The sequence below is a fragment of the Candidatus Eisenbacteria bacterium genome (assembly GCA_016235265.1).
In the GTDB taxonomy this organism is placed as follows: domain Bacteria; phylum Eisenbacteria; class RBG-16-71-46; order RBG-16-71-46; family JACRLI01; genus JACRLI01.
The window spans coordinates 124,222-145,728 of sequence record JACRLI010000007.1; the positions used below are offsets into that span (position 1 = coordinate 124,222).

At 68.8% G+C, this 21,507-nt stretch carries 16 protein-coding genes; 13 read left to right on the forward strand and 3 right to left on the reverse strand.

What is annotated here, in order from left to right:
* Window positions 1-264: 264 nt before the first annotated feature.
* The 3 genes from HZB25_04090 to HZB25_04100 all read left to right on the forward strand — a co-directional run bounded on the left by HZB25_04090 (window position 265) and on the right by HZB25_04100 (window position 3,829).
* Window positions 265-1,419, forward strand: a complete 1,155-nt coding sequence (locus HZB25_04090) for a divergent polysaccharide deacetylase family protein (protein ID MBI5836406.1) — start codon at window positions 265-267, stop codon at window positions 1,417-1,419.
* 194 nt (window positions 1,420-1,613) lie between these two features.
* Window positions 1,614-1,997, forward strand: a complete 384-nt coding sequence (locus HZB25_04095) for a hypothetical protein (protein MBI5836407.1) — start codon at window positions 1,614-1,616, stop codon at window positions 1,995-1,997.
* An 893-nt stretch (window positions 1,998-2,890) separates the two neighbouring features.
* Complete coding sequence (locus HZB25_04100) at window positions 2,891-3,829, forward strand: hypothetical protein (protein MBI5836408.1); 939 nt, start codon at window positions 2,891-2,893, stop codon at window positions 3,827-3,829.
* Between the two features lie 801 nt (window positions 3,830-4,630).
* Here the strand turns inward: HZB25_04100 and HZB25_04105 are convergent.
* On the reverse strand, window positions 4,631-5,362 hold the full coding sequence (locus HZB25_04105; GenBank protein ID MBI5836409.1) for a pyridoxine 5'-phosphate synthase: 732 nt from the start codon (window positions 5,360-5,362) through the stop codon (window positions 4,631-4,633).
* A 27-nt stretch (window positions 5,363-5,389) separates the two neighbouring features.
* A complete protein-coding gene (locus HZB25_04110; GenBank protein MBI5836410.1) occupies window positions 5,390-5,914 on the reverse strand; it encodes a DinB family protein in 525 nt (174 codons plus the stop codon).
* Between the two features lie 173 nt (window positions 5,915-6,087).
* Here HZB25_04110 and HZB25_04115 point away from each other — a divergent pair, with 173 nt between their 5' ends.
* The 7 genes from HZB25_04115 to HZB25_04145 all read left to right on the forward strand — a co-directional run bounded on the left by HZB25_04115 (window position 6,088) and on the right by HZB25_04145 (window position 12,826).
* Window positions 6,088-7,245, forward strand: coding sequence for a hypothetical protein (locus HZB25_04115; protein ID MBI5836411.1), 1,158 nt, complete (start codon window positions 6,088-6,090; stop codon window positions 7,243-7,245).
* 7 nt (window positions 7,246-7,252) lie between these two features.
* A complete protein-coding gene (locus HZB25_04120) occupies window positions 7,253-7,885 on the forward strand; it encodes a hypothetical protein (protein MBI5836412.1) in 633 nt (210 codons plus the stop codon).
* A gap of 270 nt (window positions 7,886-8,155) precedes the next feature.
* Window positions 8,156-8,533: a transcriptional repressor gene (locus tag HZB25_04125; GenBank protein MBI5836413.1), complete on the forward strand. Its 378-nt coding sequence runs from the start codon at window positions 8,156-8,158 to the stop codon at window positions 8,531-8,533.
* 346 nt (window positions 8,534-8,879) lie between these two features.
* Window positions 8,880-10,472 (forward strand): protein translocase subunit SecD, encoded by a 1,593-nt coding sequence (secD, locus tag HZB25_04130; GenBank protein ID MBI5836414.1) that lies wholly within the window; start codon window positions 8,880-8,882, stop codon window positions 10,470-10,472.
* A 43-nt stretch (window positions 10,473-10,515) separates the two neighbouring features.
* Complete coding sequence (gene secF, locus HZB25_04135) at window positions 10,516-11,454, forward strand: protein translocase subunit SecF (GenBank protein MBI5836415.1); 939 nt, start codon at window positions 10,516-10,518, stop codon at window positions 11,452-11,454.
* 187 nt (window positions 11,455-11,641) lie between these two features.
* Window positions 11,642-12,106: a hypothetical protein gene (locus HZB25_04140; protein MBI5836416.1), complete on the forward strand. Its 465-nt coding sequence runs from the start codon at window positions 11,642-11,644 to the stop codon at window positions 12,104-12,106.
* Window positions 12,107-12,115: 9 nt separating this feature from the next.
* Window positions 12,116-12,826, forward strand: coding sequence for a class I SAM-dependent methyltransferase (locus HZB25_04145; GenBank protein ID MBI5836417.1), 711 nt, complete (start codon window positions 12,116-12,118; stop codon window positions 12,824-12,826).
* On the opposite strand, the gene HZB25_04150 is transcribed toward HZB25_04145, so the two are convergent.
* The gene (locus HZB25_04150; GenBank protein ID MBI5836418.1) at window positions 12,827-16,078 is read right to left on the reverse strand and encodes a hypothetical protein; all 3,252 of its coding nucleotides are present in this window, start codon (window positions 16,076-16,078) and stop codon (window positions 12,827-12,829) included. It abuts the gene before it with no gap.
* Between the two features lie 103 nt (window positions 16,079-16,181).
* Here HZB25_04150 and HZB25_04155 point away from each other — a divergent pair, with 103 nt between their 5' ends.
* The 3 genes from HZB25_04155 (at window position 16,182) to HZB25_04165 (ending at window position 21,495) form a co-directional block, all read left to right on the forward strand.
* Window positions 16,182-17,015, forward strand: a complete 834-nt coding sequence (locus HZB25_04155; protein MBI5836419.1) for a DUF4159 domain-containing protein — start codon at window positions 16,182-16,184, stop codon at window positions 17,013-17,015.
* 47 nt (window positions 17,016-17,062) lie between these two features.
* Entirely contained in the window at window positions 17,063-17,863 is an 801-nt protein-coding gene (locus HZB25_04160) for a PhzF family phenazine biosynthesis protein (protein MBI5836420.1), read from the forward strand.
* A gap of 170 nt (window positions 17,864-18,033) precedes the next feature.
* Window positions 18,034-21,495, forward strand: a complete 3,462-nt coding sequence (locus tag HZB25_04165) for a hypothetical protein (protein ID MBI5836421.1) — start codon at window positions 18,034-18,036, stop codon at window positions 21,493-21,495.
* Window positions 21,496-21,507: the final 12 nt, after the last annotated feature.

Here is a 21,507-nt window from a genome sequence, read left to right on the forward strand (position 1 = left end):
CCGGCAGAATGCGGGAGGCCCGCCTGCGGGTCAAGGCAACCGGCACCGGGCCTCCGGGGGCCGCCGCCGCGCTCCTTCCGCGCCGCCGCCCCCTCCGCGCTCCAGCCGTGGCGCTGCGCCCGTCCGCACTTGACAGCACCGCCGCCGCCACCCCAAACTGACTCACCCGGCTCGATGGATCGAGTCGCCCCGCGCGGTTCCGGCGCCGCGCGGCCCCCACCCCAGGCCGGCCCACACTCAAGAGGACTCGCAAGGACGCGCACCATGGGGCGCAGACGTTCCCGTCACAGGTTCCCGGTCGTCAAGTTCGCGCTGACGTGCGTGGCCATCACCGTCGTGGTGCTGGCGGTGCAGCAGGCGTTCCTCTATCTCAAGAGCGACCGCGGCCGCGCGTGGCTGGCGGTGATGCTGCGCCAGGAGCACACGCCGTCGGCGCAGGAGCTGCTCACGCGCGCGGTGCGCACCTCGCTCAAGCTGGTCGGGGCCAGCGACCGCGAGCTTTCGCCCGGCGTGGACAGCGACGCGCTCATCCGCTGGAACCTGGAACTGCCGCCCACGATCTCCCTCACGCAGGCCAACTACGCGCTGTCCCGCGAGGTGGCCTCGCTGGGCGGGCGCGTGGTGGACGCCCTGGAGACGCGCGGCCCGCAGTGCGACACCCTGGAGCTGCGCCTCGGGCTGGCGGGCGAGCCCACGCACCGGGTGGTGTTCGTGGAGCCGCACCGCGCGGGGCGCGTGGAGACGCGCGCGCGCATGGCGCTGCTGCTGGAGGACACCGAGCCCGGGCGCGATGCGCTGCTGGCCGGCTACATGGGCCTGGGCGGCCCGCTGACCTTCGGGGTGCTGCCCGCGCCCGGGGCGCACCGGCGCTGCCAGACAATCACCGCCGGCGGCGGCGAGGTGCTGCTGTACCTGCCCATGGAAGGCAAGGCCCCGCCGGGCGCGAATGAGGCCACCCCCGCGGTGCTGGTGGACATGCGCCCCGACGAAGTGCGGCAACGCGTGGCCGAGAACCTGCGCGAAGTCACCGGCGCGGCCGGCATCGTGAACTACCGCGGCCAACTGGCCACGCAGGACCCGGTGGTGATGCGCGCGGTGATGGAGGAAGTGCGCCGCCGCGGCCTGTTCTTCGTGGATGCCGCCACCAGCGACCGCTCCGCCGCCCAGGCCGCCGCCGTGCAGGCGGGCGCAGAATGCCTCGAAGAGACTGTGCGGCTGGACGCGGCGGGCTCCGGCCCGGATGCCCTGCGCGCGAAGCTCGAGGAAGCCGCCGCCACGGCCCTGCGCCGCGGCTCGGTGGTGGCCATGGGTCGCATGACCCCGGAGCTGCTGGAGGTGCTGCGCAAGGAGCTGCCGCAACTGCGTGCCCGCGGGATCCTCATCGTGAAGGCCTCGGACCTGGCCCGGCTGGGGTCGTAGGGGACGCGCCCACGCTCGTTCCGAGATACGGTTCGATTCTCTCCGGATACACCTGGCGAGCCCCCCGGAACCACGCGCCCGTCCGCATACCCCATCAAGCGATTATCACGCCTCAAGTTCCCGAACCCGCGAACCGCTGGCACAGGAATTAGTACTCACCTCCACGTCCGGCGCGCCCGGCGAAAGGAGGAACCATGAACCCGGTCACCAGGAACATCCTCTTCTGGGCCCCCCGCGGCCTCACCTTCGCCTTCGCGCTCTTCACCTCCATCTTCGCGCTCGACGTGTTCGGGCACGGGACCATCTGGCAGCAGCAGCTGGCGCTGCTGATGCACCTGATCCCGACCTTCGTGCTGCTGATCGTCCTGGCCCTGGCCTGGCGCTGGGAGTGGATCGGCGGGGTGATCTACCTGGGGCTGGCGGTGGCGTACTTCATCTTCCCGCCCAACCACGGCCGCCTGGGCTGGGACGCCTATGCGCTGATCGCCGGGCCGATGATCGTGATGGGGGTGTTGTTCCTGGTGGGGTGGTTTTGGAGGGAAGAGGTGCGCGAGCGCGCAAGCTCTCCAATCAAGTAGACACCTGGGGACCGGGCTCTTCGCCGGTGTGAGGTCGGCCCGTTTTCGGACAGTCCTGAACCAGAATTCGGCCGCCCCTGACGCGGCTTCCTGGCCCTGTTCCGCGAACTCGCCGGGGTCAGGTTCCCGGGCGAGCCGTGCGGCCGACGGTGGTTGTAGTCCATCTGAGGTCGGCCCCGTCCTCGGCCAGTCCTGAACTGGAACTCGGCCGCCCCTGTGGCAGGCTCTCCTGCGCCACCGGCAACACCTACTCCCTACTCCAGCCCCCGACCGAGACGTCGAACCCGCTCTACCGAAACCATATCCAACCCTTGCAACCCGAGGTACGTCGAGACACAATCGCCTAGCAATTGGTTCATCCCGCTGACTCCTCCTCTCGCCAAGAGGAAGAGCCATGGATGAACGAGGGCACATCAATCTGTCAACTCAGCCCCGGGCTCCTGCAGAAAGGTGATAGGAGCCGCTTTTGTGTGTCAGACGATCGCTTCAATGGCCGCGGGGGAATCATGGTCATGTGCAGAACCGCGGGGATCGTGGTCATGCTTGTGCTCATACTCGGCCTCGATGTGTGCCGAGCAGGGCAAAACGCCGGAGCCACTGCCCGCTGCTATTGGCAAGTTGGAATGGGATCCGGGCTTCTCGAGCGCAACTCAACCGCATCTACGGCACAATTCGTGGTTACCGTGCGGGGGGTAACGCACTTTCGTGGCGCCGAGATACAGCTTACGATAAGAGGCTGCAACGGGCCACTTCCACCTGCGTGGCAGATGCAGGATGGCGGCTGCGCAAACGCGGCCGCCGAGCTTCGCCCGGGGGGGTACGGCGGGGCGTTCTACCCAAGTCTTCTGACTTCCGGGGGATCAGTCCCGGCTCTCGCTACCTCGCAACTTGGCATGTATTACCAGTACGCTGACAATCCATGTATCGCCCCCGACAGCACCGGGACCGTGTGGGCTTCCTTCGCTGGCGCAGGAGGTGTGCCGCGGGATGCTCAGCAAGACTACGCTTTGTTCGCTCTCAGGCTGGATCTCAGCGGGGTCTCGACCGGGGGCTGCCGCGGTGATCTGGAAAGCCCTGGCGGTCCCGACGGCGTTGCCATTCGCCCACACTACTTTCTGCCCTGCAACGGAAGGCCTGACCTAGGTTCCGTGCTGGCCTTGGTTGATGACGATGCGGCAATCGACTACATCCCATTCGAGCAGGGCTACGACAATCTGACGTGGTGCGGGAGCCCATGCCCCGATTCGGGCATGGGAATGCCTCCCCTCCCAGCAGCGCTGACTGTGTCAAGCGTCACCCCGGAGGAGCCCACAGCCGACACAAATACCGGGTTCACGGTTCTTGGGTCCGGTTTTCAGGCGCCGCTCCAGGTTGTCTTCTCCGGACCTACAGGCAGGGTCACGGCGGAGACAGCGACCGTTCTCAACCCCAATACCGCGTATGTCGAGCTGATCGTTCCCCGATGGCTTGCTGGATCGGTCGACGTAATCGTTCGAACGGCGCAGGATTCGGCAGTGCTTCGCAAGGCCATCCACTACACGAAGTTCAGGGGCGTACCCGATTCCCTCATTGCCATCCTCCACGCCAAGGCGGCTGATGCAGCCTTGTCAGACTTCAACACGAACGCCCTCCCGAAGCTTCGACAGCAGTTTCCGGATAGGGCGCTCATCGCCCTGAGCAGAGCTGATCTGGGAGCGCCCTCCCACATCGAGCGTACTCCGGACGGCTGGAACGTGTCATACGGCTCACCGAATTCCGGCCCCTTTATTACAGTACATTTCGACATGCAATTCGCCATTCGTCACGTCTACTCGCGCTGGTCTAATGCCTAGCCCGCGCTGTTCGAGACGGCGGCGATTCGATTGCCGTGCGTGGCTAGAACGCATCTCAGGAACACCGGCGCATCAGGATGAAGCTGCAGCCGAGCTGGGCGCCCCGAGGTAGTTGAGAACATTGAATTCGTAGCGCACGAGGATCCGACGGAAGTCCTGAAGCCAAGCGAAGAGCCGCGTGATCTTCCAGCGCCGCCAATAGCGCCGCAGCGGGCGCCCGTCCTCAGCCTTCTCCTGACGCGCGCTTCCGTTCGGCGCGACCAACAGCGTTCTGCCGCACGGGACCCAATGTGTACCCAGCAAACGAGCTTGGCCAGTGAATAGCCAGATTGGGGGATTGCCCATGTACGTCTGCAACAGAAGTGGGGTCGCCACGTGTCGATTGCTTGCTGTAATCGTCCTACTACTAGATACGAGTGGGAGACGAGTGATGCACGATCGGATCGGATTGGGAGGCACGGACGGATTCAGCAGCACATGGTCTGGGAATGGTCTCGACGGAGAGCGTTGCCCGACGGGGATGTACTTCTTGCGCGTGAGGGATGGGAGTGGACGGAGCGAAGTCCAGAAGGCGGTTCTCCTTCACTGAGAGTGAGGCTCTGATGTGCTTGTCTTGCAGAGCCTAGCGTGGAGGGGCCAGCCCCCTTCAGCTATGAGCATCTAAGCAGAAGGAGTTCACGTGACCGAAGGCAGATCACGACGCACCAAAGGGTTATGATTCCTCCGTAGATGTAGTCGCGGCGATCGCAGCAAACTCGGGGTCGACGAAGCCGGGACGGTGTGCTCTCACTCAGCCTAGCTCTACTCCCCCCGGAACATGTCACAGATCGAGCGCATCTCCGAAATCGCGTGCCCCAGGCCCACGAACACCGCGCGGGCCACGATGGCGTGGCCGATGTTCACTTCCTCAACCTGCGGCACCGCGTCGAGGAGCACCGGGAGGTTGCGGTAGTTCAGGCCGTGGCCGGCGTGCACTTCCAGGCCGGCGCGCGAGGCCATCTCGGCGGCGTCGGCCAGCCGGTCCAGCTCCCGCTCCTCGCCCTCCTTGCCGAACACCTCCGCGAAACGGCCGGTGTGCAGTTCCAGGCCGTCCACGCCGGCCTTGCTGCAGGCCAGCATCTGGGCCTCGTCGGGGTCCACGAAGGGGAACACGCGGATCCCGGCCAGCTTGAGCTTCTGCGTCACCAGCTTCACGCGCGCCGCTTCCGCGGTGACGTCCAGGCCGCCCTCGGTGGTGAGTTCCTGGCGTTTCTCGGGCACCAGGCAGGCGTAGTCGGGCCGGATCTCCATCGCCAGCTCCACGATCTCGTCGGCCAGCGCCATTTCCTGGTTCAGTTCGGTGGTGATGATCTCGCGCAGCAGGCGCAGGTCGCGGTCGTTGATGTGGCGGCGGTCCTCGCGCACGTGGACGGTGATCAGGTCCGCGCCCGAGAGTTCGGCCTCCACCGCGGCGGCGATGGGCTCGGGGTCGCGCCCACCGCGCGCCTGGCGCAGCGTGGCCACGTGATCAATGTTCACGCCGAGTCGGATCATGCTCCCCCCCGCATCACCGGGATGCCCTCACTGCAGTTGCTCCGCGAGATAGTCGTACAGGTCCGAGGGGGGCGGGGCGATGCCGCGCATGCGCATGGCCGCCGTGATCTGCCCGCGGTGGTGCGCCTCGTGGATGAGCAGGTGCATGAACACCTGTTTCACCCGGAAGCGGGGCTTCATGTGGAACGGCGCCACGATCTCGCGCTCCAGGCCGGCCGCGTCGAGCTGCTCCAGGTGCTCGCGGGTGTGGCGGCGGACGTCCTCCCACCGGCGCACCGTGGCGGCCGCGTCCGGGTACGCCTTGCGGCCCGGCGGGTCCTGGTCGTCGCCTTCCAGCACGCAGCGGATCCACTGATCCTCGGTGTCCACCAGGTGCGCGAAGAGATCGCGGATGTCCTTGAACTTCCAGGACAGGCCCAGCGGGGCCACGAAGTCGGCGTGGGGCATTTCCAGGAGCGCCATGGAGAAGCGCTCGCGCATGTACTCGGAGTACTCCACCAGCACGCCCAGCGAAAGCTCCCCGGGGTGCGGCGTGGAAATCTCGGGCGACAACGGGCCTCCTCCACCAGGTTGGGTGAGTCCGTCCGGGCCTGTCCCGGCACATTTCGTCAGTCTACCACAGGGGCGCCCCCCGTCGCGGGCATCGCTTCCCGACGGTGAAGGAGCGCCCCCGGACGGCCGATGATCCCCCATACCTTCAGTTGGACCCACGGAGGAGGGACGAGATGCCGAAATCGGACCGGCGCGCCACGGCGGGATTGTGCCGCCTGCCGGCCGTGTGCCTGATCCTGGGCCTGGTGTGCGCGGGACCCCTCGCGGCCCCGGCGCAGGCCCAGGATTCCACTGCCGTCGCCGCCCCCGCGCTCTCGGATGAGGAGCGCGACAGCGCCATCCGCGGCCTGCTCCAGGAGCCCCACGAGTCCCCGGTGGAATTCCATGGCTTCCTCAACTTCGAGGGCTTCAGCTTCCAGCGCGACGCGGCTCGCGACATCCCGTCCTTCGACATTCACAACTTCTTCTTCGCGGCCAAGGCCCCGCTCGGCCGGGACGCGCTCCTGTTCCTCGAGATCGAATACGAGCACGGGTCCACCGTGAAGCTGGACCGCGCCTTCGTGGACTGGAGCCCGCACCCGCTCCTGACCGTCCGCGCGGGTCGCTTCTACGTCCCGGTGAGCCAGGAGCTCACTTGTTACTGGGCCCCGATCCGGCTGATGACCAGTCGGCCCCTGCTGGTGGACATCACGTTCCGCGAATGGTGCGACACCGGCCTCGAGCTCCTTGGCCGGCAGGATTGGTTCGGATACAACATCGGCCTGGTCAACGGCCCCCAGGGGCTCACCGAGTCCGGGATCCCCTTCGGCGACGTGCGCGACAACAACCGGGACAAGGTCCCCTTCGCGAGGCTCAACCTGTACCCGGTGGAGGGGCTGGAGGCCGGAGTGGCATACTCCAGCGGAGCCTACGACAGCCGCGGCGGCCTGAAGTTCCGGCTGGTGGAATTCAATTCGCGCCTGCGCCACGGGCCGCTCGACGTGTGGGTGGAGTACGATCGCCGCTCGGGCGACGACGAGCCTGCGCCGGGAACCCCGGGCTCCGAGCCCGCCTTCAGCGGGGATCCGGCGCGCAGGCAAGGCTACTACGTGCAGGCGGCCTTCGAGGTGCTTCGGCACCGGAAGCTGGTCAACTACCTCAAACCCGTGGTGCGCTACGAGCGAATGGAGGCGCTGGCCTCGGGTACCGGTTCCCGGCGCGTGACCGCGGGCGTGAACTGGTCGCCGGCCCCTCACCTGGTGGTGAAGACAGAATACCAATGGACCAGCGAACTGGGCGGCCCGCGCCTGCGGAACAACGGGGCCATGTTCTCGCTGGTCGCGGACTTCTGAGGTGGGCATGAACTTCCGTAGGGCCACGATGCCGGGCCTGTGTCTCGCGCTTGCCGTGCTCCTGCCGGCCTTCCCGGCGCGCGCCGCCGCGCCCGACGTGCCGCACGCGCAGACGTACCGCGTGCTGGGCGCGCTGCTGCAGTCTTTGCGCGCCGGCGAGCCGCTCGAGCCGATCCGGGCCCATGCCCGCTCCATCGCGCCCCGCCTGGCCCAGCTGGGCTCGAAGTACCGCGTGGACCTGCCCTCCCGCCTCGAGAGCGCCTTCACCAGCGGCAGCCGGAGCGAGGTCATGCGCGCGGCGCTCCTCGCCGGCCTGCTCGAGACGCGCTTCAGCGTGGAGAGCGTGGCGCGGGACGAACTGACCGGATGGCAGGCCGCCAAGGCGAACGCGGCGAGGGCCTTCCAAGCCTACGACGCGATCAGCCCGAGCGCCCGGGCCTTCGACGCTCCGTGTCATGCCGGGGTCATGGACTCGTTCATGGAACTGATCGGGAGCCTCTCGGAGGCGGACCTGACCACCGCTCCGGGCCGGATCGAGATCCCCAAGCGCAAGCTGCTCCGGGGCCTCAACTTCCTCTCGGAGAAGGCCGTCCCGGCGAACGTTCCGGACGCCCGCGGGGGCGGAGTCGCCGCCCCCTGAGTCGCCCGCTTCAAGAGGCTGCCCCGGCCTGGATCCCCCCGCGCGTTACGCTCCCCAGCTCCCTCGTTCCCCGTCCCTCCCGGTCCATCCAATCCTGTCCCGGCTGGAATCGAAACATCCTGCACTTCATCCAATATGTTTATGGTACTTAAGTAGGATTTGTGTTTCACTTCCGAAACCGGACGGAGTAAGCTAAGAAAAGCGACTGGAAGGGGCTGGGTCGCCCCCCGGCTGGTCTGGCGTCACCCACAGCCAAGGAGTCGGAGTACCGTGGAACGGAATACTTCCCAGCGCCGCGCGATCCAGCGGGTCCTTCAGGATGCCGCCAGGCCCATGGGTCCGCGCGAAATCCTGGACGCCGCCCGCCGGCACATTCCAGGCCTCGGCATCGCCACCGTCTACCGCACCATCAAGCGCTGCGTCGAAGAGGGCACCCTCCACCCGGTCGAACTGCCGGGTGAGCCGCCGCGCTACGAGCCCGCCGGCAAGAACCACCACCATCATTTCCGCTGTCGCGGCTGCAACCGGGTGTACGAGGTGCGCGGCTGCCCGAAGAACCTGTCCACGCTCACCCCGCCGGGATTCCGGTTGGAGGACCACAGCGTGGTGCTCTACGGCCTGTGCGTGGAGTGCATGCCGGGCGGTTAGAGTTTTCCACCGCCGCGGGAGGGGGTCCGACCGGGCGTCCTCTCGCGGCGCCCTCGCCCGGGCCACTCCGGTCCGCATTCGCGCCGCCCGCCACCCTCCCCGGCTGCGCAGATCGCCCGGCCCACAGACTGCAACCAGTTGTTCTACAACATTTTAGGCTCTTCCGGGCGGCCTCCGATCCGCCCCGCCGTGGACATTGACCCCGAAGCCTTCTTCCTGCTAGTATTTAGCGTTTGCGTCGGCGCGCGGATGCCCGGCGTGAGGTCGCCGTACGCGAAGCCCGGGCCAGGACGGTTCCCCGCGCCCCGGTCCGCGTTTCGCTTTTCGTGGTCTGTATGGAGGTCGGATGCGTTCCCTCGGTAATTGGCGCTTGCTGCTGAGCGTAAGCGTCGTGTTGGCGTCCCTCGCCTATCTTTACCCCAGCTTCCAGTATCACTACCAGTTCACCGACGCACAGCGGAGGATGACCACCGACCCGAAGGTGAACAGCGTCCGCGACAACGCCATCCACCTGGGGCTCGACCTGCAGGGCGGGATCCACCTGGTGCTCGAGGTGGACGCGTCCAAGCTCGGCAAGGCCGAGGCGGCCGACGCGGTGGACCGCGCCATCGAGATCATCCGGAACCGCGTGGACCAGTTCGGCGTGGCGGAGCCGCTGATCCAGAAGGAGTCGGGCAACCGGATCGTGATCCAGCTGCCCGGGATGAACGACCCCGAGCGCGCCAAGGAACTCATCGGCCAGACGGCGCTGCTCGAGTTCAAGCTGGTCCGCACCGCCCCCGAGACGCAGCAGGCGCTCGACAAGGTGGACGCCTACTTCAGGACCCGCCAGGCGCTGCTCCCGCCCAGCACCACCGGCAAGCCGGCGTCCGTGGACTCCATGACCACCGGCCACGCCCTGACCTCCATGGCCCAGGCCGGCGAGAAGGGCGCGGTGTTCTTCGCGCAGGTGGACCTGCAGCGGGCCCAGGCGCTGGTGGAGATCGCACGGCGAGACAGCGGCCTGTTGGGAGACACCGACCTGGTGTGGGGCGAGGAGAACGACGCCAGCGCCGGCATCACCGGCCGCTACCTCTACGCCGTCAAGCGCGAGGCGGAGCTGACCGGCGGCATCGTGGCCAACGCGGTGCCCAAGATCGGCCTCGAGGCCAACAACCCCACCGGCTGGGGCGTTTCGCTCACGCTCACCAGCGTGGGGCGCAACCAGTTCAGCACCACCACCGGCCGCTACGTGGGCCGCCAGCTGGGCATCGTGCTGGACAACAAGGTGCGCAGCGCGCCGAACATCCGCGAGCGCATCCGGGGCGACGCCTCCATCACCGGTAGCTTCACCGACAAGCAGGCCAAGGACCTCGCGATCGTGCTCAAGGCGGGTGCCCTGCCGGCCCCGGTGAAGATCATCGAGGAGCGCTCGGTGGGGCCGACGCTGGGCTCCGACTCCATCCGCAGGGGTTTCATGGCCGCCCTCGTGGGTGCCCTGCTGGTGACCTTCTTCATGCTGATCTACTACCGCGCCTCCGGCGTCATCGCGGTGCTGGCGATGATCGTGAACGTGATCATCCTGATGGCGTTCATGCCGCTGCTCAAGCAGACGCTCACGCTCCCGGGCATCGCGGGGATTGTGCTCACCATCGGCGTCTCGGTGGACGCCAACGTGCTGATCTTCGAGCGCATCCGGGAGGAGATTCGAAACAAGAAGACGATCACCGCGGCGGTGGTGGCGGGCTACAACCGGGCGTGGGTCACCATCCTGGACGCCCACGTGACCGCGTTCCTGAGCTCGCTGTGCCTGTTCATCTTCGGGACGGGGCCCATCAAGGGCTTCGCCGTCACCTTCTCGGTCGGCCTCGTGGCCAACCTGTTCACGGCCGTGTTCATGACCCGCTACGTGTTCGACGCGATGACCGCGCGCCGGCGGATGGACACACTCAGCATCTAACCGAGGGCGTACTTGGGCGCCCGTGGGCGCGAAGGGTTGACTCATGCTCCAGATCTTCCATAACACGAACTTCGATTTCATGGGCCGGCGGAAGTTCGCGTACCTGTTCTCCGCCACCCTGATCGTGCTCTCCACGGTCTCGCTCGTGCTTCACGGCGGGCCCCGGCTGGGCATTGACTTCACCGGCGGCACGCTGATGCAGGTCCGCTTCGCGCAGACGGCGCCGATGTCCGACATCCGCTCCGCGGTGGACGAGGCCGGCTTCACCGGCACCGAGCTGCAGGCGATCAACAACACCAACGACATCATGATCCGGATCCACCAGCGCGAAGCCGGCGCCGACCCGTTCGGCCGCGTGAACCTGGCGCTGCAGAAGAAGTTCCCGGGCAACAAGGTGACGCTGCTGCGCCAGGAGAACGTGGGCCCCAAGATCGGCAAGGAGCTCGGCACCAAGGCGATGCAGGCCATCTGTTTCTCGCTGGGCATGATCCTGATCTACATCGCCATCCGCTACGAGTGGAAGTTCGCCCTGGGCGCGGTGCTGGCGCTGGCCCACGACGTCTACATCACGCTGGGGCTGATCTCCATTTTCGACAAGGAGTTCACGCTCACGGTGATGGCCGCGCTGCTCACCATCGCGGGCTATTCCAACAACGACACCATCGTGGTGCTGGACCGTATCCGCGAGCGCGCCAAGGTGCTCCGCCGCGAGGCGCTGGCCCACGTGATCAATCTCTCGGTGAACGAGACGCTGTCGCGGACCGTCATCACCTCCCTGACGGTGACGCTGGCGGTGCTGGCGCTGTTCCTGTTCGGCGGCGAGGTGATCCACGACTTCTCCTTCGCCATGCTGGTGGGCGTGGTGTTCGGGACGTACTCGTCGGTGTACGTGGCCTCCGCCCTGGCGCTGGACATCACCCTGATGCGCATGAAGGACACCACCGTGGCCTCGGGCGGGAAGAAGGCGCCGGCGAAGGGCTAGGCCGGGCCGGTTCCAGGCGAACGGGCCGCACCCCCGCGGGTGCGGCTCTTCGCATTTCGGCCCGTCGATCCCCATACCCGCCCCGTTCCCGCCGGTGATACCATGGATGGAGGGACGGAAGCCGCCCCGCGGATGTACCGCCGGGATTTCCCGCCCGCCGGTCGCGGCGCCCACCTGGGAGGTCGCCATGAAATTCTGCGTACAGTGCAACGAGGAGTTCTCGGCCCTCGAGCCGGCGTGCCCGACGTGCGGCTCGAAGGGGCTCGACCAGGACTTCCTGCTGGGCATTCCCGCGCCGGGCGAGCCGCTGGAGACCATCGAGGACTGGAAGGTGGTGCTGCGCTCCGGCGATGAAATGGAAGCCCACCTGGCGAAGGGCTTCCTCGAGGCGCAGGGTATCGAGACCATCCTCTACCCCGACGAGGGTGCGACCGGGCTGGAGCGCTTCGGCAATCCCGGGCTGGGCGTGAGCGCGGTGGGGCAGAGCCACCGCGCGTTTCCGTATCCCCAGACGATCCACCTGCTGGTGAGCCCCGAGAGCGCCGACACCGCGCTGGAATCGCTGCGCGACCTGCGCGCCCACCCCGGGCGCGTGGAGGCCTCGGACGCGGAGGTCGCGGAGAGCGTCGGGACCGAGGCCGCGGAGGAGTAGGCGGTCCGCATGTCCGACCCCTCCCGCGGGGAACTCGACCGCATCCGGACGCTGTACGCCGCCGACTTCGACATGGAGTCCCGCGGACCTGAAAGCCCGTGGCACCCGCTGAACCCGGTCTCGATCTACTACCGCCACGCGCAGGAGCGCGCGATCGCCTCCGTGTTCCACGAGTGCGGCCTGGATCCCCGGGGCCTGCGCGCCCTTGATGTGGGGTGCGGCTCCGGGGGCTTCCTGCGCCACCTCGTCTCGCTCGGCGCGCGACCCGAAGACCTTTGCGGCGTGGACCTGCTTGAGGCGCGCGTGCGCATCGCGCGCCGGGTATGCCCGCAGGGCATGCAGCTGCACGAGGGAAGCGCGGACTCGCTGCCCTGTTCCGACGCGAGCTTCGACCTGGTGAGCCAGTTCACGGTGTTCTCGTCGGTGCTGGAGGACGGGCTGCTGGGCAGGATCGCCGCGGAGGCGCTGCGGGTGTTGAAGCCGGGAGGCCACCTGCTGTGGTACGACCTGCGGCGCGGCAACGGGACCACCACCCGGGGCTTCGAGACGCACCACGTCGCCGCGCTATTCCCCGGCTGCGAGGCCCGTGCGCTGCGCGCGCTGCACTCCCCGGGCGCGATGCGCCTGGCTCCGAAGGTGCCGTTGCTGCTGGATCTCCTGGACCGCGTGCAGGCGCTGCCGAAGACGCACTACCTGGCAATGCTGCAGAAGCCCGGCTGACTAGGGCAATACCACGATCCGTTTCGCCACCGGGGCCCCGCCGAAAGCTCGTGCCGAGAGGAAGTACACTCCCGCGGGGATCCGCGCGCCGGGACGGTTCAACTCCCCGGAGACTTCCACCGCCCCGGTAGCCGGCCCGTCGTGCAGGCGCGCCGCGCGCCGTCCCGCGGTGTCGAAGAGATCCACCACCAGGTGCGCCGACCCCCGGGGCACTTCCACCCGCGCCCGCAACGTCCCCCGCGTGGGATTGCCCGAGAGCAGCCGTATGCGGGGCCCCGCGCCCGGCCCCGACCCGTCGTCCACCGCGGTCACCGCTTGATTCAGCACGGTGGCCCACTCCACGGCACCCAGGTGGCCGTCGCCGTCTCCGCAGGGAGCCTGGATGGACAGCGCCCCGCCGTCGGGGCTGCCGTAGCCGGCGAAGACCACCTGGAACGACGGCGGCGCCGAGCCGAACACGCCGCGCACGTCCACCTGGCCCTCAAGGTACGCGCCGGCGGCCTTCTGCAGGCCCGCCGAGACCTGCGCGCCCGCGGCGTTGAACCAGCCCACCCAGTTGTTGGAGTCCTCGTTGGCCAGCAGCAGGTCGTAGCGCGCCACGGTGCCCGTCTTGGCCCACGGCGCGGGCTTCACCACGCCGCTGTCCCCGCGGGAGACGAACACGAAATGGTCCAGCCCGGCGGTGGCGCCCACCGCGGGCACCGCGACGTAGAGGTAGCTGCCGTCGTAGTCGGCGTACAGGGAGCGGCCGCCGCAGGTGGCGACGGGGGTGAGGCCCGCGTCCAGGGAGCCGTCGATCACGTGCGGCGGCGAAGTTGCGCCGCTCACCGCAACGTGCCAGTCGGCGCCACCGTTGTTGTCCCAGGTGCCGGCGCCGTTTCGGAACACGAAGTCCACGCTGGTGGCGGTGGGGGGGATGGCATAGGTGTACGTGAACCGGCTGTTCGCGGCGTCCCAGCTCATCGCGGGATCCGGCGAGACCACCTGCGTCCAGCCGCTGTGCCCGACATGGATGTACACAGGGTTGGTGTTGTCCGGAAGAGAGCCCGGCACCGCGTCGTAGGTGACGGTCACAGTCCCGCCGGCCACCGGGCTCGACGGAGTCCAGGTGACCGCGGGATTGGACGGCGGCGCCACCCCGTTGCCCACGAACACGTGCTGGATGGGACTTCGCCGCACGTTGCCCAGCCCGTCCACCGCCTCCACGTAGTAGTCCACCAGGACGTCGCTCAAGCCGCTCACATGCGCCCAGTATTCGTCGGCGATGTGCGTCGGCAGCACCGAGAAGTTGATGCTGGGGTCGTTGTAGACGTTGCCCGTGGGCATGGCGCGGCGGGTCATGCCCACGGCCGACCACGCGCCCACCGAGGGGCCGCCGGCGTAGGTCATGTGGTCCGCGTTCACCACGGGGGAGGCGCCGCCGGAGGCGGTGCGCAGCATCAGCCTCACGGTGTCCACGCCGCTCACGTCGTGCACGAATGTCCACACGTGGAAGTCCTGGGTCATGTCGGCTCCCGCGCCCCCCGGGTACTTCCACAGTGAGCCGCCACCCTTGCCGCCGGGGTTCCACGGCAGTCGCTGCGGCAGCCACACCGTGGGCGCGGTGTGGTCCACCCCGCCGGCGATCACCGGGTCGGCGTGCTCCACCGCGCGGTTGGCGGCCAGCGTGGGTTTGATCTCGAAGTCCAGCGCGGTGCCGTAGTACATGTAGCCGCTCTCGTGGCCGGCGAGCAGGAAGTGCCACGCCTTCTCCACCGCGGTGGTGCCCGCCTGGGTGGGGTCGGCGACGCGGGCCGGGTCGGGCGCGCCGGCGATCTGTTCGGCGGTCAGCACGCGGTTCACGGCCGCCGTGAGCACCGCCCAGTTGCGCTCGTCCTCGGCCCAGCCGTTCGGGATGTCGAAGGCGCCCGAGGCGCTCACCAGGGGCCAGTTCCAGTTGATGAACTGCGGCGAGCCGAAATCGCCGTCGGCGTTCACCCAACCGCCGTCCTCCACGTGCACCACGTCGTCCGCGGCGGGCGGGTAGTCGGCCAGGTACTGCGCCACGGTGCTGGGCCGGTAGCCCTGTGCCGCGGCCGCGTGCGAGAAGCCGGTGACATTGTCGTTGAAGTACGAATACCCGCCGGCCCACGCGTTGTCACCGTCGTGGGCGAACAGCACCAGCATCGGCTTCGCGGGATCGTTGTGGGAGGCAATGGCGTCGATTTCGGAGGTGCCGTAGGTGCCGTAGCCTTCGTTCCACGACATCCCGTTGGCGGCGGGCACCACCACGAGGCTGGAGACCGCGCCGGTGGCCGGGTCGGTGTACTGCGCGCGGTGAGGCCTGAGCCCGTAGGGCACCGGAACACGGGTGGTGACGCCGCGGCTGATGGTCTGCGAGTAGTAAAAGCCCTGTGCCGGGTTGCGCTGGTCGGCCTTGTTGGGCGGGTCGCAATTGTCCTGGTTGGCCTGGTAGGGATAGTCCGCACAGGCGCGGGCGATGTGCACGTCCGGCACCACGCTCCACTGGACCCCCTCGGAGGCCAGCACCGGGATCAGCCGCTCGCTGAAGCACATCTCGGCCGGGAAGAAGCCGGTGGAGAGCGTGGGGCTGCCCCACGCGGTGGCCATGATGGCCTTCTGCGCCTGGATCATGCGGCGGAACACGGTCTCGTCCAGCAGCGGGCTGACGGGGTGGTGGAACCCGACGATCACCGGGTCCAGCTTCCGCTTGCCTCCGCCGGTGGTCCAGCCCATGGCCTCGCGGCAGGGCTGGTACCAGTTCGGGGCGTAACGCCCGCCGTTCCAGCCGGCGCCGCCCAGGCTGGACACGTTCTGGATCAGCGACCCCGCGAAGGACACCTGCGCGCCGGCGTCCGGCAGGTCCCACAGTTTGGAGATCGCCAGCTTCGGGTAATCCTGGTAGTCGTGCACCCGGTCGTCGCTGTTGAAGATGGAGAACACGTCGCTCTGGCCGTGACCCAGCGAGATGGTCTCGTACGCGAACTCGTAGGCCGAGCCGTTCCACGTGCTCCGCTCCGGCCAGTAGACCGGCTGGTGCATGTGCCAGAGATAGGTGGTGTGGATGGGGCCGGCGAGGGCGGAGGCGGGGAGGAGCAGGCCGAGGCCGGCAAGGACCGCCAGCATGGATGCCGCGGCCAGGGCGGACAGCGCGCCCGCGAAGGCCCCGGCGGCCCCGGCGGGTGCGACAACCCCGGCGGCCCACGCGGCGGGCCGGCCCCGCCAGGCTGCGGCACAGGATGCGAGCGTCATGACGCCGACATTATATCACCCGGGCGGACAACGCCCAAGCCGGGCCGCGGTTCTGAAGGTGCGGGACGTTGCGCCTTCCACCACTGGCCCCTAGAATCGAGCGATGAAGGTCCACCCGAGCCCGAAGACGATCCGCGCCGCGACCGGCCTCATCCTGGCCGCGCTCGCCTCGCTCGCCCTCGCCGCGCCGCTGGCCGCGCAGTCCCCGGCCCCGGGCGCGCAGCCCGCGAAGCCGCCGTCCCGACCGCAGCCGCGGCAGCAGCCGCGCGGCATCCCGCTGCCCGCGCCGCTTCCTCCCGGTCGCGTCCAGCCCGGGGCGCGCCAGGTCACCGCCTCGCCCGAGGGCTTCGCCATCGCGCAGCTCAAGTACGGCGGGGGCGGGGACTGGTACGCCGATGAGACCTCCATCAGCGCGCTGCTGGAGGCGTTGAAGGAGCGAACCGCGGTGAAGGTGGCGCGCTCGGAGCGGGTGGTGGTTTCGGCCGGCGACGAGCAGCTCTTCAACTTCCCGTTTCTCTACATCGTGGGCCACGGCAATATCAAGTTCACCCCGCTTGAAGTGGAGCGCCTGCGCGCCTATCTCACCGGGGGCGGATTCCTGTGGGCCAACGACGACTTCGGCATGGATCCGTCGTTCCGCCGCGAGCTGAAGCGCGTCATGCCCGGCGACTCGCTGGTGGAACTGCCGTTCGACCACGAGATCTACAGATCGTTCTACAAGATCGAGGGCGGCCTGCCCAAGATCCACGAGCACGACGAGGGCCCGCCCAAGGGCCTCGGCCTCTACCACGGAGGCCGGCTGGTGGTGTTCTACGACTTCGACACCGACATCGGCGACGGCATCGAGGACCCCGAGATGCACAAGGACCCGCCCGAGAAGCGGGAGGCGGCGATGAAGGTGGCGATCAACATCGTGATGTACGCGCTGACGCACTGAGCAGGGCCACGGGCCGCACCCCGACGAGGCCGAGAGAGAGGTCCCCCATGCCCATCCCCATCCACCAGGTGGACGCCTTCACCGCGGAGCCGTTCCGCGGCAACCCCGCCGCCGTCTGCCTGCTTCCCGCTCCTCGCGACGAGGCCTGGATGCAGGCGGTGGCCGCCGAGATGAACCTGGCCGAGACCGCCTTCCTGGTGCGCCGCGCCGACGGCTTCGACCTGCGCTGGTTCACGCCCGAGGTGGAAGTGGACCTGTGCGGCCACGCCACGCTGGCCAGCGCGCACATGCTGTGGGAGACGGGGCTGCTGAAGCCGGGCGAGCCGGCGCGGTTCCACACGCGCAGCGGTCTGCTGACCGCCGAGCGGCGCGGCGAGGAGATCGAGCTCAACTTCCCGTCCACCCCGCCGCAGCCGGCGGACCTTCCTCCCGGCCTGGCCGAAGCTCTGGGTGCCACGCCGAAGTACACCGGGAAGAGCCGCTTCGACTACCTGGTCGAGGTGGCCACCGAGGCGGAGGTGCGCTCGCTCCGGCCGGACCACGCAAAGGTGGCCCTGGCGAAGGTGCGCGGCGTGATGGTGACCGCGGCCGCCTCCACCGCGGGCTTCGATTTCGTGTCGCGCTTCTTCGCGCCCGGCTCGGGCATCGCCGAGGACCCGGTCACCGGCTCCGCCCACTGCTGCCTGACCCCGTTCTGGTCCGCGCGGCTGGGGAAGACGCAGATGATGGCGTGGCAGGCGTCGAAGCGCGGCGGCGCTTTGCGGGTGACGCTGGACGGAGACCGCGTGCGGCTGGGCGGGCGCGCGGTGACGGTGTTGCGCGGGGAATTGCTCCAAAGGCTGCGATGACGGGTGATCCCCCGTTCCGCATCATCCGTAGTACACTGGTGAGACCCCGTCCCGGCCGGCCCAGACCTTCTCCGGGCCGCCGGGGGCCGCCACGGTACCCCCGACACCTGAAAGCACCGTCCCACCTGCAACCCCATGCCGGGTACAGGCGTCCAAGGACTGAGGCAAACATGGGATTCACCGACAGTTACCGTCTATTCCTGGGCTGGCTCCGGCGGGAGCGCTCGCGGCACCTGGCCGCGCTGGCGCTCCACGGGCTGGTGCGTTTCCTGGCGGTGGCGGGCCTGGGCTGGCTTCTGGCCATCACGCTGGGGCTGCTGCCGCTGCCGGCGGTGCCACTGCTGGGCGCCGCGCTGGCGGTCACCCTGGCGTCCCTCGTGGGCAACCTGGCGCTGCCGCTGCTTCGCGCGCCCGGGCTCAGGGGGTTCGCGCGGCGGGTGGACCGGGCGTTTCCGGAGCTGAAGGACCGGACCATCAATGCGCTGGAATTGGGCGGGCAGATGGCGGAGGTTTCCGGAAGTGAATCGTCGCGCGGCGATTCCCCGGGGCGTGAATCTTCAGGCAGCAAGCTGCCCGACCTGAATTTTGAGCCGGCGTTCGTGGCGGCGCTGGTCGAGGATGCGCGGCGGCGGACCGGCGTCCTGGCGGTAAGCCCGGCACTTGCGCCCCGGGGGCGGGCGCGGTGGGCGGGCACGCTGGGCGCGGTCGTGGCCGTCACCGCCGCACTCCTGATTGTCTCCCCGGACCGGTTCGGCGCCTCCGCGCGCCGGCTGCTGCACCCCTCGCAGGGACGTCCGGCCTTCGGGCTGCGCGTGCTGCCGGGCGACGTGACGGTGCGCCCCGGCGAGGACGTGCCGATCACGGTGCTGGTGCGCGGCACCACCGCGGCGGCGAGACTCCAGATTCGCGGCGATTACGAGGCGTGGCGCGGGTCGGCGATGGAAGCGCACCCCGGCGCACCGGGCGACTCCGGCTGGGCCCGCCTGGGTGCCACGCTGGCCGGCGTGCAGCGCAACATGAGCTATCGCGTCGAGGTGGACGGCCACCGCTCGCCGGTCTACAACATTCGGCTGCAGGAGCCGCTCTCGGTGCTGTCGTTCCGCAAGCGCCTGGAGTTCCCCGCGTACAGCGGCCTGCCGTCGCAGGAGATCAACTCGGCCACCGGCGAGCTGGACGCGCTCAAGGGCACGCGCGCCACGCTGGAGATCGAGACCAGCGGCGACGTGGCCGCCGCCTTCCTGGTGCGCGGCGCGGTTCGCACCGCGCTGGAGCCGGTGGATCACCACCATTTCCGCGCCCGCCTGCCGCTCATGGAATCCGGCGAATACCGGGTGCGGCTGGAGGAGAAGGGCGGGCTTGCGGTGGAAGCCGGACCGTACGCGCTGAACGTGGTTCCGGACGAGGCGCCGCGGGTCACCATCGAAGAGCCGCGCACCAGCGGCTACTTCGAAACCGACTTGCACCTGCCGGTCGCCGCGCGGGCTGCCGACGACTTCGGCCTGTCCCGCGCCGAGCTGGTGGTGGAGGGCCCGGAAGGCCGTCACACCCGCGTGAACCTGCCGCTCGCCGCCGCCGCCCGACAGGCCGACCTGGCGCTGGACTGGGACGCCTCGCCGCTCAACCTGGGCCCGGGCGAGGGGGTGACGCTGTGGGTGGAGGTGCGCGACAACGACGCCGTCTCCGGCCCCAGGAGCGCGCGCAGCGAGACGCGCGCCTTCCGCATGCCCACGCTGGCGGAGATGTTCAAGCAGGCCGACGAGGAGACGCGCGAGCACATCGACGACCTGGCCGAGGTGAAGCAGCAGCAGCAGGACCTCAAGAACAAGCTGGAAGAGGCCACCCGCTCCCTGAAGCAGGCCGACGGGATGTCGTGGGAGAAGAAGAAGGAGCTGGAGTCCACCGTCGCACGCCAGAAGGAGCTGCTGGACAAGATCACGAAGACCAGCGAGGAGATCCACGAGTCGCTGGACAAGATGGAGGAGCGCAACACGTCCCGCGAGGAGCTGCAGCGCAAGATGGAAGAGCTGCGCGAGCTCATGAAGCAGATGGACGGCGAGGATCTGCGCAAGATGCTGGCGAAAATGCAGGAGGCGCTCAAGAAGGCCAATCCCGAGGACGTGAAGCGCCAGCTCGAGAACATGAAGATGTCCGAGCAGGACCTGGTCGCGGCCATCGAGCGCACCATCCAGGCCCTCAAGCAGATGCAGAAGGTGGCCCAGCTCAACGCCGCCGCGAAGCAGGCCGAGGAGATCGCGAAGAAGCAGAAGGCGGTGGCCGACCAGCAGGAGAAGACCGAGCAGCGCCAGCAGCAGGGCAACTCCGAGGAGAAGCAGCAGGCCGCCCAGGACTTGAAGTCGCTCTCCGAGAAGCAGGGCGACCTCAAGAAGCAGACGGAGGAGCTGGCGAAGACGCTCGAGGGCCTCAAGAAGGAGCTGCAGGAGCAGTCCCGGCCCGCCGCGAACAAGATCGACCAGGCCCGCAAGGAGATGCAGGACAACGCCCGGCCGCAGATGGAACAGGCCCAGCAGCAGATGAGCCAAACCAGCCAGATGCCCCCGTCCGGCCAGAGCCAGAAGGCGGGCGCGAAGCGCAAGCCTTCGCGCGCCGCGCAGGAGTCCATGCAGCAGGCGGCGCAGTCGTTGCAGCAGGCCCAGAAGCAGATGGAGCAGGACAGCAACGAGGAGCTGGCGGCGCGCGTGCGCGCGGCCGCGCACGACCTGGTGGGCATCTCGGGCCGCCAGGAGGAGGTGGCCGGGGGAGCGGAGACGCCCTCCGAGCTGGCCCGCCAGCAGCAGTCGCTGGTGGACGGCACCGCCCAGGTGGCCGACCAGCTGCACCGCGCCGAGGAGCAGTTCGGACCGCTGCCGCCGGCCATCGGCAAGGGCATCGGCGACGCGCTGGGCCGCATGAAGAACTCGCGCGACGCCTTCGAGAAGGGCAACAGCTTCGCCGGCCGGGCCCAGGGCCAGGAGGCCATCTCGTCGGTCAACCGCACCGTGCTCGGCATGCTCGACGCGGCGAAGTCCATGTGCAGCGGCGGCAAGAGCGGCGGCGGCAAGCCCAAGCCCGGCCCGCAGCAGCAGATGAGCGGCCTGTCCCAGATGCAGCAGCAGGTGAACCGCGGCACCGAGCAGATGCTCCAGATGAGCCGCGGCGGCCGCCAGAAGGTCCAGCAGGGCGACCGTCCCGGCGAGAGCTCCCAGGAGATGGCCTCGCGCCTGGCCGCCGAGCAGGAGGCGGTGCGCAAGGGACTCGAGGACGTGATGCGCGAGGAGATGCAGCAGAAACGGTTGCTGGGCGACCTCTCCGACGTGGCCGACAAGATGAAGAAGATCTCCGAGGACCTGGCCAACAACCGGACCTCCGAGGAGACCGTGGACATGGAGAAGAAGATCCTCTCGCGGATGCTCGACGCGCAGCGCTCCATCAACCGCCGCGAGCGCGACCCCCAGCGCTGGTCGCGCCCCGGCGGGAACGTGGCTCGCGTGGCCCCGGGGGCCCTGCCCCAGGGCCTGCTCCAGCGCACCCAGCGCGCCGGCGCCGACCTGCTGCGCGACCGCAAGGATCCCGTGCCGCGCGCGTTCCTGCCCGCGGTGGAACAGTACTTCCGCAGCCTCCCCACGCCCCGGTGACCATGCGCGTTC